Genomic DNA, 12,521 nt, shown 5'->3' on the forward strand with positions numbered 1-12,521 from the left:
ATTTTTTTAATTTTTGCTTTGACAATGATATTCAATTGTGGTTCTAAGTCTTATCTGGTAAGCCATCTGAGTTACGGTAAATAGATGTGTTGCTGCACATAATTTTCAAAAAACTTAACTTTTAACTCCTTTTTTTTCATTCCCACAATGAGGTGATGGGTAGGAAGCTGTCAGATTTTGTGTTTGAGAGAAACAACAAACTATAATCTAACATGATTGTGCGATCGCAATGAATTTTCTTTATTGCTCGTTACGAACCTTAGCGAAAAACCTAACCCCCTAACCCCCAACTCGTCGCGGGAAGGGGGAAAATTCAAAGTCTCTCTCCTTCTAGGAGAGAGAAATAGAAGTGAGGTTTTACCGATACCGTGAAAAGTCAGAGTGCCATTTAGCTACAATGAAACCAAGCGTAAAAAAATCTTAGTTATGATCGCCATCCCCCAACAGCCGCCAGAAATGACCGTTGAGGAATATCTCGAATGGGAACCTCAGCAAGACCTTCGCTACGAATATGCCAATGGCGAAGTATTTGCCATGACAGGCGGTACAATTCCCCATAACGATATTGCACTAAATCTCTACAGAGCTTTGTACCCCCATTTGCGTTTCAGGGGTTGCCGAGTGAACGTGTCAGACGTGAAAATGCAACTCACTCCCCAGAGCCGCTACTATTATCCTGATGTTATTGTCAGTTGCGACCCTGAAGACCTCAATGCCCGCAACTTTATTCAACATCCCAAGCTGATTGTCGAAGTTCTTTCCCCAGGTACAAGCGCTAAAGATCGGGGTGAAAAATTTACTTATTATCTGACAATTCCCAGTTTGCAAGAATATATCTTGATTGACTCGGAAAAAATCTCCGTCGAGCGTTTCTGTCGGGGTGAGGGTAGAATGTGGCTTTACTATCCCTACACGGCTGGAGATATGGTAACTCTATCGAGTATTGAATTTGAATGTCCGATTGAATTGCTATATGAAAGTGTTGTATTTACCACTGAAGAATAAAGAGAATATGTTTTTTCACACAATGATCGCTCTTTAAGCAACTGCATAGCCTGTGTAGGGTCTTAACTCCGGTGGACGAAAGCCAAGGACGATATGTTCTTTAGGAATTCCAGCCCGTTCTAAATCGGCGGCAATGCCTTCTTCAGTGCCATCCCGTTGAATCCAGATTTTGCCATCAATCAGGTCAATATGAACCAGACAGCCATGAATGCGGCGATCGCTATCCCAACCTACATCCATCCACAAATAGCGATCGCGGGTTCGATCAAACACCACTTCTGATTGAATATTGGCATAAGAATAGGGTAGTGAAGCATATTCACTGAGGATAGTTTCAATCACCTGGCGATAGTGGTCTAACTTGGTGTAATCCATTGTTTAATAACCTCCTGTTTTGGATCAAAGGTAATCAGCTTTAAACGATGATTTCTTAGTAACAGTTTGCCGATAGGTTCTTCAAACAAATCATCAAAAACTCTGTTAGGCACTGCAAGATATAACATTCGCTCCGGCTCCAACTCCGTCAATATGTCCTGATATAAAATATACTGACCCAACGCTTTTTCTAAATCATCAACATCTGATCTGCCGGTAAAACTTTTAATCTCAACTGCAATTTTGGATTCTGCTTTTTGCGCCGCCAACAATTGCCTAGCACCTAAATCAACATACAAATCTTTTTTACCAAACTTCAGGGTCAGTGGGTCATGAGTAATTATCCATTTGTCTTTAATCAAAGCATTTTTGACATTGTTGTGATAGATGTCTCTAGCTGGCATACAGGTGCAGTTTTAGACTGATATTTCTATTTTAGGAAATCTCTGAGAGTCAGGGCGAATGGAATTCGCGGCTACACAAACGAAGTCCACCTCCGTGGACTAAGAGAAAATCAAGAGTTTGAAACCCACGGAGGTGGGTTTTGCCTGTATAGCCGCGATTTCTAATCGCCTGAACTACGCGATCGCTATACTGTAGTCATAACGAAAAATAAGCTCTCTGAGTTCATTCAGCAAAACAAGGTAGCAGGAGGAATGCGATGAAAGCAGTCGTTATCCGTGGGTATGGCGCGGCTGAGGTGTTGCACTATGAAGACGTAGAGCAGCCGAAAATTGAGCCAACGCAGTTACTTGTGAAAGTTCGTGCGACTAGCGTTAATCCCATTGATTGGAAAATCCGCCAAGGGATGTTGAGTTTAATTACTGGTAGCAAATTTCCGAAGATTCTGGGGTTTGATGTGGCGGGAGAAGTCGTGGCGGTTGGCTCTGGTGTCACCCGCTTTAAACCCGGAGATGCTATCTATGGTAGTACTAGCTTCCCTGGAGGAGGTTACGCCGAATTTGCAGCCGTCCCAGAAAACTTGGTGGCTTTCAAACCAACAAACCTTTCTTATGAAGAAGCTGCGGCTGTTCCTTTAGCAGCACTTACGGCTTTGCAAGCACTGCGAGATCAAGGGAATATTCAAACAGGACAAACTGTGCTGATTAATGGTGCTGCGGGCGGTGTAGGCAGTTTTGCAGTGCAAATTGCTAAAGCTTTAGGGGCAGTGGTCACGGGAGTTAGCAGTACTAAAAATTTGGATTTGGTGAAATCTTTGGGGGCAGACCGCGTGATTGATTATACGCAGCAGGATTTTACCCAAGATACAGCGCAGTATGACATTATTTTTGATGCAGTGGGTAAGCGATCGCTCTCTCAAACTAAAAGAGTTCTCAAACCCAACGGAATTTATATCACCACGGTACCCAGCCCCGAAGTCTTCTTAGAGATCGTCTTAACAGCGTTCCTTCCGGGTCAAAAAGCCAAATTGGTGTTTGAAAAGCCTAACGCGAAGGATTTGGTTTATCTGAAAGAATTGATTGAAGCGGGTAAAATTCGTGTGGTGATTGATCGCACATATCCCTTACAAGAACTCGCGGCGGCTCATAGTTATAGCGAAACGGGGCGGGCTGTGGGGAAAATTGCGTTGGTGCAACCCGTCGTAGACATCGCTATTTAGGGCAACTGAGATATTTTACCCTGTAAGGCTTAATATTATTTGTGACACAATTGGCAATGTGTTTATTTTGGCAGGTGATGAACTGCAAATCCTTGTATTTCGTGATGGAACTTGGAGATTTGTCAATGAAACCTAATTTTGCAGAAATGTCCACAAAAGAGTTGAGGGCGTATGTGCTTGCTAATCGGGAAGATATAGAAGCGCTAGAAATCCTATTTAATCGCCGTACTCCTGACTCAGAAGCAATTATATATCCATCGATGTTTACTGAAGATGGTAAACCTATAGAAGAGAATAATCGGATAATTGCAGAAGCGATCGCTCAAAGAATCCAGCAAGATAATAATATTAAATAAAATGCAAAACTTCATCCTGTATCTAGCTTCCCTCTCCTTTATAAGGAGAGGGATTGAGGGTGAGGTAAGCCAGGGACATTAATTGTATGTTATTTAATTCTTATTCCTTAGTTATAGGACTCGTATTTGATTTTTGAAAAAATCAGTACACCCCGAAAAGGCTTCTTCCCCACTCCCTACTCCCTACTCCCTACTCACTATATACGCAAATAATTTCAAAAATAAAAGCAGACTGCTATATTATCTGACTATATTCAGTCACAGCATCATATTGGTCAGCCATTCTCGCATATTTTGCTAATAAATCCAAATTTAAATCAGGCAATAAAGTACTTCTAGTAACTTTTATATAGCTGTCACCTTGCAAACAATAAACTGATAATAAGCCATCTTCCCAAAACCAAACTTCGGGTATTCGCAAACGTTGATAAATTTCTAGCTTATTAATTCCGCCACTGGTGACAGTTATTTCCAAAATTAAATCGGGAATAGGTTTTTTTGTGCCTAAATTATAGGAGTCATCGGGTTCTCGTCGCGTTTTGTCTTCCTTTTTACCAATGGTTGCACTTCCCCGTCCATAAAACCGGATATTCTTCGCCCGCATATAGACTTCCAGCAACATCGCCAGAGTTTTTTTATTGTCCTCATGATCGTCAGAAAGTGGGGACATAATTTCGAGAATACTATCTAAATAAGTTAGTCGTGCGCTTGTCCCTACAAGGGCGACATCAAGCTGTTCTAGCTGTTCCCAACTGACATTGTACAGAAGAACGTAGGAAGTCTCAGAATTCGTAGGTTTTTCCAGAACAGGGGAAGACATAAGTTAAACCTAATTAGTGGCTTGTTTCTATCATAAAACTGAGATGAGATAGATTCAGATAATCTTGTTTAATCTGCGATGCCTTCTCTTTCACAAGACGCTACCGCGAATGGCGAGGCTTCTCTACCAGAGGCTACGCCAACGCCAACGCCAACGCACTCAAAACTCAAGTAAATGGATTAAGTATGGTAATAGCGCATCCCTCGAAGTCCTTTGTATTTCTTGTTACTAATGTGATTTGGTGGATTTCGGCGGTTGCAGCAATGATTATGTCCGCTTGAGTGCGAGGTTTTCCTTGAGTTTGTAAGTATCCTCTTAATTCACCCGCACGTTTAGCAATTTCTGGGCTAACAGGGATAATCTGACAGTAAGTTACCAAAAAATTATCAAACCAAGTTTTAATTCTGGGGTTGGGTTTTGCTGCTAAACCATAGCAAATTTCTTCCAATGTCATAGCACTCATAAAAATTGATGAGATGCTTTTACTCCAGGCAATGACTCCAGGATTTGGTACTGGACGAGCTAATTCACTGATAATATTATTAGTATCGCAGAGAAAGCTCATACTATTCCTCAGCAAATGGGATATGGCGATCATCGCCACATCGTGGAGGAGTTTCTAAAATGTAATTCTCCTCAGCACAGAGTTGACGTAGTTCGACAAAAGCATCTGCGAGGGAAGAGACTTTTTGTTGCTGATGCCAAGCAAGGAAGTCTTGAAAAAGTTTAGGTTCTACAATCGCAGCAACTAATTTGTCCTGCTTGAAGATTAATTGAGGTTCTGATGCGATCGCATCAATTACCTCTGGCAGTTTTTGTTGTGCTTCGTCAAGTTTCCAGTTCATTTGTTTTCAGATTTAATAGCAGGTTATTGTGATTTTAGTTTAGGTTACTTTTTCTGTTTCTAGCGGTTTCTCAACACCACCAATCCTGTACCGCAGTTAGAGCAAAACATTGTGCGATCGCTATTGGGCGGATTGTGGCAATCTGGATTAAGGCAGCAGATCATAACTATGCTTTTATTGGCAAATGTAATTATTATCACTTAACTATAAGCTATTCATTTGAGAAATCGCAGAATAGTAGATAAATTGAGTTATTCGCAGCAAGCAAGTTGCAAACCAGTCGCCATCTAGGTTTATATTATCTATGTCACAATTGAGGAACAGACGATCAACCCAACTAACGAACAAGCCTTAGCCTGTGTCCGTGTCTGCCAGATGTTGTCTAACACCTATCGGAGTATTGAGCTATTTCGCTTTGATGACCAAACCGGAGTTGTATTTATTTTTGTCAATGAAGAACTCCAAATCATTGTACCCGCTAATGGAAACTGGAGGTTTTTAAATGCGACCGAATTTTGAAGCAATGACTAACAAAGAACTAATAGTTTACGCACTTGCACACCGGGAAGATGTAGAGCCTTTGCGTGTTTTGTATGGCCGGCGCACTCCTGATTCAGAAGCAACTTGGTACGGACCAATGGTAGCTGAAGATGGTACGCCAATAGAAGAAAATATTCGCATTGCAGAAGAAGCAATTAGGCAACGCATTGAGCAAGCAAATCAAAGCAAGCAAGATTCTGAAAGTTAAAAATAAAAGATAGGCTAAAAATTATGAACAACACAGAAGTTCGTCAGCAAATCAACCAATATCTAGATGTATTATCTTCAGAACGCCTACAACTGGTTGCTGACTTTTTAGCATATCTAGCAGATAAAGAGAGCGAAGACGCTACCCAAGAGTTGCTTGATATCCCTGGATTTATTGAATCCTTTGAAAGAGGTAAAAAAGATATTGCTGAAGGTCGGGTAAAAAACTGGAGAACAATTCGATCTGATGTATAACGTTGTGTTATCCGCTAAAGCCGAGGAGATTTATGCTACAGCAGACCAAGCTTTAGCCAAAAAGGTTGCTAGGTGCTTTGAGCAACTAGAACAAAATCCTCGGTTTCATCCTAATGTTAAACCTCTCAAAGGTGACTTTGCAGGTTATTATCGCTATCGCATTGGTGACTATCGAGTAATCTATCAAGTTGATGATGGAACAAATCAAGTTATGGTAACTAATATTGCTCATCGACGAGAAGCTTATGAATAAATATGAAATATACAATCGTGATTCAATGGTCAGAAACAGACCATTGTTATGTGGTTTCGCTACCTGAGTTTACGGATATAATGCAGCCTTGCACTCACGGAGAGACTTACGAAGACACTCTTAAAAATGCTCAGGAAGTTTTAGAAATGCTGATTGAATCATCTTTGGCTGACGGTGAACCTCTACCAGAGCCAAAAACATTAGGAATGTCATTAAAAGTGGCGTTGTAAATTAGTAAAATTAAATAAAAAGAGGTAATCTCATGACTACATCTGTAAATACAGCCAAAGTCTACGATGAAATTATAGAGTTTATTGCTGCTGGCACCACTCCCCAAAGCGTTATCGATTTCAAACTCTCGGATGCAGCCAAAGACCGTTTAGAGGATCTCGTTTACCGCGCAAAAACTGAAGGTCTTACAGGAAGTGACGAGCGAGAGTTAAATCATTTCCTCACGCTAGAGCATATTATGCTACTAGCAAAAGCAAAAGCTCATCAGTACATCAGCGCGGAGTAAGTATTCAAAATGTCTCGTCCATATATTAATGTAGAATTGCGGCGTTTAGTTGCCGATCGCGCCGATCATATTTGCGAGTATTGTCTTGTCTCTGAAGTAGATAGATCATCGGGTTGTCAAGTTGACCATATAATCAGTGTCAAACACGGCGGCGCTACAACAGCAGATAATCTCTCTTATGCCTGTATTTTCTGTAACCTCCAAAAAGGGACGGATTTGGGGTCAATTAATTGGCAAACTGGCGAACTTGTGCGGTTTTTTAACCCACGCAGAGACTTTTGGGGTGAGCATTTCCGGCTAGATGAGGCTGTGATTCAGGATCAAACAGACATCGGTGAAGTCACCGCACGTATCCTAGATTTTAATGGCGATGAAAGGCTTCTAGAACGACAAGCTTTAATGGCATCTGGGCAATATCCATCAGCATCGGCGCTAAAACAGATAAATAAATAGGTTATCATGTGCGATCGCGTTTACAAATGGGAACTCTATACTTAGCAACTATTGCTACTTCACCATTAAAACTACCAAGTTAAAAACATAATGTCCTATCAAAATATGGCCGCAGCCCTTACGCCACAAGATATCCAAGAAATTAAAGTCGCGCTACAGACAGTCCAAAAGAAACTGCCCTTTCTGATTACTCTCAGCACACAAGAACGGCGCAAGTTAGTAAAAATGGGTGATAAAAGCCTAGCTTTTGTAAACAATAGTGTCACTGCTGCTCAATCTAACCGCGAAATTCTTCCAGCCACTTTTGATGTTGAAGAACTGGTTCGGGATTATCAATTAGCCACTACGCTGACTGAACTTTTAATCTCAATGCAGCAAATCACCGAACAGGTAGATGATACTCTACTTGCAGTCGGTAGTGAAGCTATGACTGGCAGTTTGACAGTTTATGATTATGTCAAGACAGCATCAAAAAAGACTCCAGGCTTAAAAATTGTCGCTGAACAGTTGGGCGAACGTTTTAAAGCTATCAAAGGTAGACCAACTAAAGCTGCATCTGGTTCTTGAGGCTTTGATACTCATTAATGAGTCTTTGAACTCCATTAATGAGTCTTTGAACTCCATTAATGAGTCTTTGAACTCCATTAAAGAAGCTTTGAACTCCATTAATGAGTCTTTGAACTCCATTAAAGAAGCTTTGAACTCCATTAATGAGTCTTTGAACTCCATTAATGAGTCTTTGAACTCCATTAATGAGGCTTTGAACTCCATTAATGAGGCTTTGAACTCCATTAATGAGTCTTTGAACTCCATTAATTGGCTCAGAAGCAATTAATTATAGAGTTTCTTTGTTACAGCTATTTTCAGGTAAATAGACCACGCGGTAGGGGCACAGCATTGCTGTGCCCCTACGACAGATGTGGTTCAAATACATGATTTCTGCTGTAAGTACAATACAGACCTAACCCCCAGCCCCTTCCCTACAAGGGAAGGGGAGTAAAATTCAAAGCCTCTCTCCTTTTAGGAGAGAGGTTTGGAGAGAGGTCAAAGTGTATTGCATCAAAATGAAAACCGCTATATTTGGTTTTGTTGATTTCTAGCCAGTTGCAGAGCGGGAACTGAACTCTGTTGAGCGCTGTATCAATTATGTAGAGCTATTCTACAGCACTCATTTGACAACTGGCATAGCTGGGACACCAGAAGCGGGAAGTTTTGCCATATCCCTTATACAACTTCTTTACTGTCCCTTTGTGTTGATATCTCCATTAAAACTGCAACTCGAAGTCATAAGGTGCCAAATTGCCAAAATTGCTGAGGGCGGTATCTCATCCCCATATTCTTTTTCTGGAACAGCTAATCTTCGCCCAAGATTTGCCACCACACACGTTAACTAATACCAATTCTCTAAAATAAGGCAACAGATGTAAGCCGGGAAAGCCTTGCTGCATCTAAATTTCTCAATTGCGAATGGGCGAAAAAGCGAATTGCGAATTGGTATAAGCTGTGATACCTGAAGTTACAGAGGTGTCACAGAAGGCTGTTGCACCCTATCGTTAACAGTTTTTGGTTCTACAAAAGCTTCTCGACCTGTAATCAATCTAGAGCGACGATTACGAGTGATATAATTCCACGCCCACTGAAATACCACTAGTAATTTAGTGTCAAACTCGATTAAGAAGTAGATGTGAACTAATAGCCAAAATGCCCAAGCAAGGAAACCTGTGAGTTTGATTAAGCCTAAATCTACAACAGCTAAATTTTGCCCAATCATCGCTAAACTACCCACATCGTTGTAATGAAATTGTGGCAAAGTCTTACCTTGAAGCCGTCGTTGAATTAGTTTACCTACATACTCTCCTTGTTGTTTAGCTACGGGTGCAACACCAGGTAAAGGTTTAGCATCTTGATGGGAGAAGTTGGCTAAATCTCCAATTACGAAAATGTTGTCATAACCCTCGATAGACAAGTCAGGTTCTACAATTACACGCCCAGAGTAATCGCGCTCTACACCTGTAGTTTCTGCTAAGACTTTCCCCATTGGCGAACCTTGGACACCTGCTGCCCACAATATAGTTTTTGAGGCAATTTCTGTAAATTCATCCCCTTTCTTGAAAGTAACAATATCACCTTCAATATTTGTCACTCTGGTGTGAGTGTGGAGTTCTATACCCAACTTTTGCAAAGATACTGCTGCTGATGCCGATAACTCTGGCGCCATGTGTGGGAGGATGCGAGGGCCTCCTTGTAATAGTAAAATTTTCGTTTCTGAAGTGTCGATGCTGCGGAAATCTTCTTTGAGAGTTTTGTATGCCAATTCTGCGATCGCACCTGCTAATTCTACACCAGTTGGGCCACCCCCTACAATCACAAAACTCAACCAAGCACGGCGTTTTTCAGGATCAGTTTCTTTTTCTGCTGCTTCAAATGCGCCAAATATCCGGCGACGCATTTCTATCGCATCTTCCACAGTTTTCAAGCCAGGAGCAACTTCTTCCCAGTGATCCTTACCAAAATAGGAATGGTTAGCACCTGTGGCGACAATTAATGTATCATAAGGTACTACTTCATCACCTAAAATAACTTGTTGCGCTTTTGGATCAATCTCACTTACTTCTCCCAACAACACCTTTGTATTCTTGCTTTTGCTGAATACAGATCGCAATGGTGCAGAGATATCAGAAGGTGATAGTGTACCTGTGGCAACTTGATATAAAAGCGGCTGAAATAGGTGAAAGTTGCGTTTATCAATGAGAGTAACATTTACATTCGCTGCATTCAGACCCTTTGCTGCATACAGTCCACCAAAACCACCACCAACGATAACAACCTGATGTGGTGCATTCTTATTAATTCCTACTGCCATAAGAAATATTCCCTTGTGTTAAGAAGCTGTAACTATTCTTAACAAAGATGTAACAGCATTATGATAAAGGTTGCTGCTTATTTAGAACAATTGAAAAAATAATAAAAGTATTCAAAGTTACTTCTTACCCCCAACTAGCAAGCAGGTAGATTTACACTCATTGCAATGATTTTCTTCAACACATCTATATAATAAGATAGTCACTATGAGCGATAACTATATTTTAAAACGTATGCATACATACAGACAGCAAATCCTAAAAGAAAATAAAGAAACTTGTTATTCGCCTAACCAAATAATAAGATAATAATAGTAGTAGCGGATACAAAAATTTGATTTTTATTCTCATCTAACTCATATTTGAGTGCATCTGAGTACAGCTTAATATATTGCAAAATATCTTGATTAAATGTTTGCAAAGGCTTACAGGTAAAGTTTCTTGTAGCGAGTACAGAAATTCTTAAACCCTGCCCCAAAAATACTAGTACCCCCATCATTAAATACTAGCGCCCCTACCCCAAGACTAATTTTAAATTTATGTTAAGTCGGGGTTTTGGCGTTTGAGTACAACCTTAATCAATCCAATAAATCCAATCAGCATTGGGTTTCCTATCCAGTTGGAAGTCGCCTGATATAAGCATAAAAATAGCAGATAGCTCTTTCTACTAGATAGACATTACCGATGCAACAGTCTTTAGACAGTATTAGCGATTGCCAGACTACCAAAACGCAGAATTATGCCCATACATCCATGCTGAAAAATTTACTCTCTGGCGTTTTTTTTGAGCCATTATTGAGTGATTTTCGCATTATTTTTGAGCGCGATCCAGCAGCACGTAATTGGCTAGAAGTGGTGTTTTGCTATCCTGGATTGCACGCGCTATGTTTGCATCGTCTGGCTCACTGGTTACATTGTCGAGGAGTGGGTTTTATCCCCCGTTTAATTTCTCATTTGGGGCGATTTTTGACCGGAATTGAAATTCACCCAGGTGCAGAGATTGGTCAGGGCGTGTTTATCGACCACGGAATGGGTGTTGTCATTGGCGAAACTGCGATCGTCGGCGATTATACATTAATTTATCAGGGCGTCACCCTTGGCGGAACTGGTAAAGAAACTGGTAAGCGTCATCCCACAGTGGGTAAAAATGCAGTGATTGGGGCGGGTGCGAAAGTTTTAGGTAATCTGCAAATTGGCGATCGCGTCCGTATTGGTGCAGGTTCGGTTGTCTTGCGGAATGTCCCCAGCGATCGCACAGTTGTAGGAGTTCCCGGTCGAATTATTTCTCGAAACGAAAGCGCCAGCCTTTCTCCTTTAGAACATGGAAAGCTACCCGATGTGGAAGCAACCGTAATTCGTTCTTTACTCTCGCGTATAGAACAACTCGAAAAACAACTGCAAACTTTAGGCGTTAAGAGTCATTAGTCATTGGTCATTAGCAAAGGACAAATGACAAAGGACAACTGACAAATGACAAAGGACAAATGACAAATGACAAATAACACTTTAGGCGATCAAGTTTTGCAGATTCCTTTGAGCGATCGCTGGCGAATCTGTCACCGTTTGCAAGAGTTAAAAATTAAGAGCTACTGTCCCCCCGATGGTTCTTTACGAGTGCAAGTGAACAATTTGCTAGAAGTAATTTTAATTCGTAGTACAGTTATGCAATTTCTTGCTTCTCGTCACGAATTATTAGAGTGGCTAGAGCGTTGCTGGCATTACAATAATGAGTCCTAAAGTTTTTCATACCCCACTCCCCACTCCCCACTCCCCACTCCCCCTTTGTTCATCAATGCACAAAGCTCAAATAGGTTTAGAAGTTGAAGCTACTGTATGCTAGCAGAATTTGTTGCAAACTGAGATGGATTAGACGGGTTTTAGATTTTGTTCAGTCTACTAAATCTGAAATTTCCCTGACATATAGCAACAATTAAAAAGATGAAATTTCCAAATAAAAATTGGAATTTCTAATTTTTAACTTTTTCCCAAATTAAGAAATTGAAAGTTCGATTATGGCGACTCGTAACAGAAATATAAAACTCCTGAATTTTTTGCACAATGAACTTGAACTTTCAAATGCTGATATTGCTGTAGCTCTGCGACACCGGGAATTAGAAAATGGCCCACTACCGATGCTCCTTTGGCAGTATGGTTTAGTTGACTTGGAGCAGCTAGGAAAGATTTTTGATTGGCTAGCAGAACACAGTTAGCTAATTTTCACCCTTTAGCTTGGAATACCATTACCAGTCTAAATTACATCTATTTTGACAACCATAGTTTTAAAAGTAGTGGGAGCATCTTGCTCCCTGCCCATAGTAGAGCATCTTGCTCCCTGCCCATAGTAGAGCATCTTGCTCCCTGCCCATAGTAGAGCATCTTGCTCCCTGCCCATAGTAGAGCATCTTGCTCCCTG

At 40.9% G+C, this 12,521-nt stretch carries 23 protein-coding genes; 16 read left to right on the forward strand and 7 right to left on the reverse strand.

Annotation, left to right across the window (positions count from 1 at the left end):
• The first annotated feature begins 426 nt into the window (after positions 1-426).
• Complete coding sequence (locus tag V7K27_RS31925) at positions 427-1,005, forward strand: Uma2 family endonuclease (protein ID WP_334952671.1); 579 nt, start codon at positions 427-429, stop codon at positions 1,003-1,005.
• A gap of 33 nt (positions 1,006-1,038) precedes the next feature.
• Here V7K27_RS31925 and V7K27_RS31930 read toward each other — a convergent pair whose 3' ends face one another.
• Together V7K27_RS31930 and V7K27_RS31935 are read right to left on the reverse strand one after the other, a co-directional pair.
• Positions 1,039-1,380, reverse strand: coding sequence for a XisI protein (locus V7K27_RS31930; protein ID WP_334952647.1), 342 nt, complete (start codon positions 1,378-1,380; stop codon positions 1,039-1,041).
• A complete protein-coding gene (locus tag V7K27_RS31935) occupies positions 1,362-1,784 on the reverse strand; it encodes an element excision factor XisH family protein (protein ID WP_334952648.1) in 423 nt (140 codons plus the stop codon). Before V7K27_RS31935 ends, V7K27_RS31930 begins: the two co-directional genes overlap by 19 nt.
• A gap of 257 nt (positions 1,785-2,041) precedes the next feature.
• Here V7K27_RS31935 and V7K27_RS31940 point away from each other — a divergent pair, with 257 nt between their 5' ends.
• Genes V7K27_RS31940 through V7K27_RS31945 form a run of 3 tightly spaced genes read left to right on the forward strand, consistent with a single transcriptional unit; the run spans position 2,042 to position 3,357 of the window.
• Positions 2,042-3,001: an NAD(P)-dependent alcohol dehydrogenase gene (locus V7K27_RS31940; protein WP_334952649.1), complete on the forward strand. Its 960-nt coding sequence runs from the start codon at positions 2,042-2,044 to the stop codon at positions 2,999-3,001.
• Positions 3,002-3,011: 10 nt separating this feature from the next.
• Positions 3,012-3,137 carry a DUF6888 family protein gene (locus V7K27_RS36625; RefSeq protein ID WP_442947662.1) on the forward strand — a complete coding sequence of 42 codons (126 nt, stop codon included), beginning with the start codon at positions 3,012-3,014 and terminating at the stop codon, positions 3,135-3,137.
• Entirely contained in the window at positions 3,127-3,357 is a 231-nt protein-coding gene (locus tag V7K27_RS31945; protein ID WP_334952650.1) for a DUF6887 family protein, read from the forward strand. Before V7K27_RS36625 ends, V7K27_RS31945 begins: the two co-directional genes overlap by 11 nt.
• A gap of 235 nt (positions 3,358-3,592) precedes the next feature.
• On the opposite strand, the gene V7K27_RS31950 is transcribed toward V7K27_RS31945, so the two are convergent.
• The 4 genes from V7K27_RS31950 to V7K27_RS31965 form a co-directional block, all read right to left on the reverse strand.
• Positions 3,593-4,177 carry a Uma2 family endonuclease gene (locus V7K27_RS31950; RefSeq protein ID WP_334952651.1) on the reverse strand — a complete coding sequence of 195 codons (585 nt, stop codon included), beginning with the start codon at positions 4,175-4,177 and terminating at the stop codon, positions 3,593-3,595.
• Positions 4,178-4,343: 166 nt separating this feature from the next.
• On the reverse strand, positions 4,344-4,742 hold the full coding sequence (locus tag V7K27_RS31955) for a type II toxin-antitoxin system VapC family toxin (protein WP_334952652.1): 399 nt from the start codon (positions 4,740-4,742) through the stop codon (positions 4,344-4,346).
• Position 4,743: 1 nt separating this feature from the next.
• Positions 4,744-5,022, reverse strand: coding sequence for a prevent-host-death protein (locus V7K27_RS31960; RefSeq protein ID WP_334952654.1), 279 nt, complete (start codon positions 5,020-5,022; stop codon positions 4,744-4,746).
• Positions 5,023-5,081: 59 nt separating this feature from the next.
• Positions 5,082-5,186, reverse strand: coding sequence for a 4-Cys prefix domain-containing protein (locus tag V7K27_RS31965; RefSeq protein WP_334952656.1), 105 nt, complete (start codon positions 5,184-5,186; stop codon positions 5,082-5,084).
• Positions 5,187-5,349: 163 nt separating this feature from the next.
• Between V7K27_RS31965 and V7K27_RS36630 the strand changes: the two genes are divergently transcribed.
• The 9 genes from V7K27_RS36630 to V7K27_RS32005 all read left to right on the forward strand — a co-directional run bounded on the left by V7K27_RS36630 (position 5,350) and on the right by V7K27_RS32005 (position 8,641).
• On the forward strand, positions 5,350-5,541 hold the full coding sequence (locus V7K27_RS36630; RefSeq protein ID WP_442947663.1) for a DUF6888 family protein: 192 nt from the start codon (positions 5,350-5,352) through the stop codon (positions 5,539-5,541).
• Entirely contained in the window at positions 5,525-5,770 is a 246-nt protein-coding gene (locus V7K27_RS31970; RefSeq protein WP_334952658.1) for a DUF6887 family protein, read from the forward strand. The genes V7K27_RS36630 and V7K27_RS31970 overlap by 17 nt, the downstream gene beginning before the upstream one ends.
• Positions 5,771-5,793: 23 nt before the next feature.
• Entirely contained in the window at positions 5,794-6,024 is a 231-nt protein-coding gene (locus V7K27_RS31975) for a hypothetical protein (RefSeq protein WP_229464048.1), read from the forward strand.
• Entirely contained in the window at positions 6,017-6,277 is a 261-nt protein-coding gene (locus V7K27_RS31980) for a type II toxin-antitoxin system RelE family toxin (protein ID WP_334952661.1), read from the forward strand. The genes V7K27_RS31975 and V7K27_RS31980 overlap by 8 nt, the downstream gene beginning before the upstream one ends.
• 2 nt (positions 6,278-6,279) lie before the next feature.
• Entirely contained in the window at positions 6,280-6,507 is a 228-nt protein-coding gene (locus V7K27_RS31985) for a type II toxin-antitoxin system HicB family antitoxin (RefSeq protein WP_334952662.1), read from the forward strand.
• Positions 6,508-6,539: 32 nt separating this feature from the next.
• Positions 6,540-6,794: a hypothetical protein gene (locus V7K27_RS31990; RefSeq protein WP_334952663.1), complete on the forward strand. Its 255-nt coding sequence runs from the start codon at positions 6,540-6,542 to the stop codon at positions 6,792-6,794.
• A 9-nt stretch (positions 6,795-6,803) separates the two neighbouring features.
• Positions 6,804-7,247, forward strand: a complete 444-nt coding sequence (locus V7K27_RS31995) for an HNH endonuclease (RefSeq protein WP_334952664.1) — start codon at positions 6,804-6,806, stop codon at positions 7,245-7,247.
• Between the two features lie 90 nt (positions 7,248-7,337).
• A complete protein-coding gene (locus V7K27_RS32000) occupies positions 7,338-7,814 on the forward strand; it encodes a hypothetical protein (RefSeq protein ID WP_334952665.1) in 477 nt (158 codons plus the stop codon).
• A gap of 605 nt (positions 7,815-8,419) precedes the next feature.
• Entirely contained in the window at positions 8,420-8,641 is a 222-nt protein-coding gene (locus V7K27_RS32005) for a hypothetical protein (protein ID WP_334952666.1), read from the forward strand.
• 122 nt (positions 8,642-8,763) lie between these two features.
• Here V7K27_RS32005 and V7K27_RS32010 read toward each other — a convergent pair whose 3' ends face one another.
• Positions 8,764-10,110, reverse strand: a complete 1,347-nt coding sequence (locus tag V7K27_RS32010; RefSeq protein WP_334952667.1) for an NAD(P)/FAD-dependent oxidoreductase — start codon at positions 10,108-10,110, stop codon at positions 8,764-8,766.
• Positions 10,111-10,792: 682 nt separating this feature from the next.
• On the opposite strand from V7K27_RS32010, the gene cysE reads away from it, so the two are divergent.
• The 3 genes from cysE (at position 10,793) to V7K27_RS32025 (ending at position 12,318) form a co-directional block, all read left to right on the forward strand.
• Positions 10,793-11,533, forward strand: a complete 741-nt coding sequence (gene cysE, locus V7K27_RS32015; protein WP_334952668.1) for a serine O-acetyltransferase — start codon at positions 10,793-10,795, stop codon at positions 11,531-11,533.
• 66 nt (positions 11,534-11,599) lie between these two features.
• A complete protein-coding gene (locus tag V7K27_RS32020) occupies positions 11,600-11,845 on the forward strand; it encodes an Asr1405/Asl0597 family protein (RefSeq protein ID WP_334952669.1) in 246 nt (81 codons plus the stop codon).
• A gap of 275 nt (positions 11,846-12,120) precedes the next feature.
• Entirely contained in the window at positions 12,121-12,318 is a 198-nt protein-coding gene (locus V7K27_RS32025) for a DUF2949 domain-containing protein (protein ID WP_292768755.1), read from the forward strand.
• The last annotated feature ends 203 nt before the right edge of the window (positions 12,319-12,521 follow it).

Source organism: Nostoc sp. (genome assembly GCF_036919575.1).
Lineage (GTDB): Bacteria > Cyanobacteriota > Cyanobacteriia > Cyanobacteriales > Nostocaceae > Nostoc.

Excerpts from the sequence above, each read along its gene's own strand:
- V7K27_RS31950 (WP_334952651.1), bottom strand. The coding sequence starts at position 4,177 with ATGTCTTCCCCTGTTCTGGAAAAACCTACGAATTCTGAGACTTCCTAC.
- V7K27_RS31930 (WP_334952647.1), bottom strand. The coding sequence starts at position 1,380 with ATGGATTACACCAAGTTAGACCACTATCGCCAGGTGATTGAAACTATC.
- cysE (WP_334952668.1), top strand. The coding sequence starts at position 10,793 with ATGCAACAGTCTTTAGACAGTATTAGCGATTGCCAGACTACCAAAACG.
- V7K27_RS31970 (WP_334952658.1), top strand. The coding sequence starts at position 5,525 with ATGCGACCGAATTTTGAAGCAATGACTAACAAAGAACTAATAGTTTAC.
- V7K27_RS31955 (WP_334952652.1), bottom strand. The coding sequence starts at position 4,742 with ATGAGCTTTCTCTGCGATACTAATAATATTATCAGTGAATTAGCTCGT.
- V7K27_RS31935 (WP_334952648.1), bottom strand. The coding sequence starts at position 1,784 with ATGCCAGCTAGAGACATCTATCACAACAATGTCAAAAATGCTTTGATT.
- V7K27_RS31940 (WP_334952649.1), top strand. The coding sequence starts at position 2,042 with ATGAAAGCAGTCGTTATCCGTGGGTATGGCGCGGCTGAGGTGTTGCAC.
- V7K27_RS32000 (WP_334952665.1), top strand. The coding sequence starts at position 7,338 with ATGTCCTATCAAAATATGGCCGCAGCCCTTACGCCACAAGATATCCAA.
- V7K27_RS32020 (WP_334952669.1), top strand. The coding sequence starts at position 11,600 with ATGACAAATAACACTTTAGGCGATCAAGTTTTGCAGATTCCTTTGAGC.
- V7K27_RS31980 (WP_334952661.1), top strand. The coding sequence starts at position 6,017 with ATGTATAACGTTGTGTTATCCGCTAAAGCCGAGGAGATTTATGCTACA.
- V7K27_RS31960 (WP_334952654.1), bottom strand. The coding sequence starts at position 5,022 with ATGAACTGGAAACTTGACGAAGCACAACAAAAACTGCCAGAGGTAATT.
- V7K27_RS32025 (WP_292768755.1), top strand. The coding sequence starts at position 12,121 with ATGGCGACTCGTAACAGAAATATAAAACTCCTGAATTTTTTGCACAAT.
- V7K27_RS31995 (WP_334952664.1), top strand. The coding sequence starts at position 6,804 with ATGTCTCGTCCATATATTAATGTAGAATTGCGGCGTTTAGTTGCCGAT.
- V7K27_RS31990 (WP_334952663.1), top strand. The coding sequence starts at position 6,540 with ATGACTACATCTGTAAATACAGCCAAAGTCTACGATGAAATTATAGAG.
- V7K27_RS31985 (WP_334952662.1), top strand. The coding sequence starts at position 6,280 with ATGAAATATACAATCGTGATTCAATGGTCAGAAACAGACCATTGTTAT.
- V7K27_RS31975 (WP_229464048.1), top strand. The coding sequence starts at position 5,794 with ATGAACAACACAGAAGTTCGTCAGCAAATCAACCAATATCTAGATGTA.
- V7K27_RS31925 (WP_334952671.1), top strand. The coding sequence starts at position 427 with ATGATCGCCATCCCCCAACAGCCGCCAGAAATGACCGTTGAGGAATAT.
- V7K27_RS31965 (WP_334952656.1), bottom strand. The coding sequence starts at position 5,186 with ATGATCTGCTGCCTTAATCCAGATTGCCACAATCCGCCCAATAGCGAT.
- V7K27_RS32010 (WP_334952667.1), bottom strand. The coding sequence starts at position 10,110 with ATGGCAGTAGGAATTAATAAGAATGCACCACATCAGGTTGTTATCGTT.
- V7K27_RS31945 (WP_334952650.1), top strand. The coding sequence starts at position 3,127 with ATGAAACCTAATTTTGCAGAAATGTCCACAAAAGAGTTGAGGGCGTAT.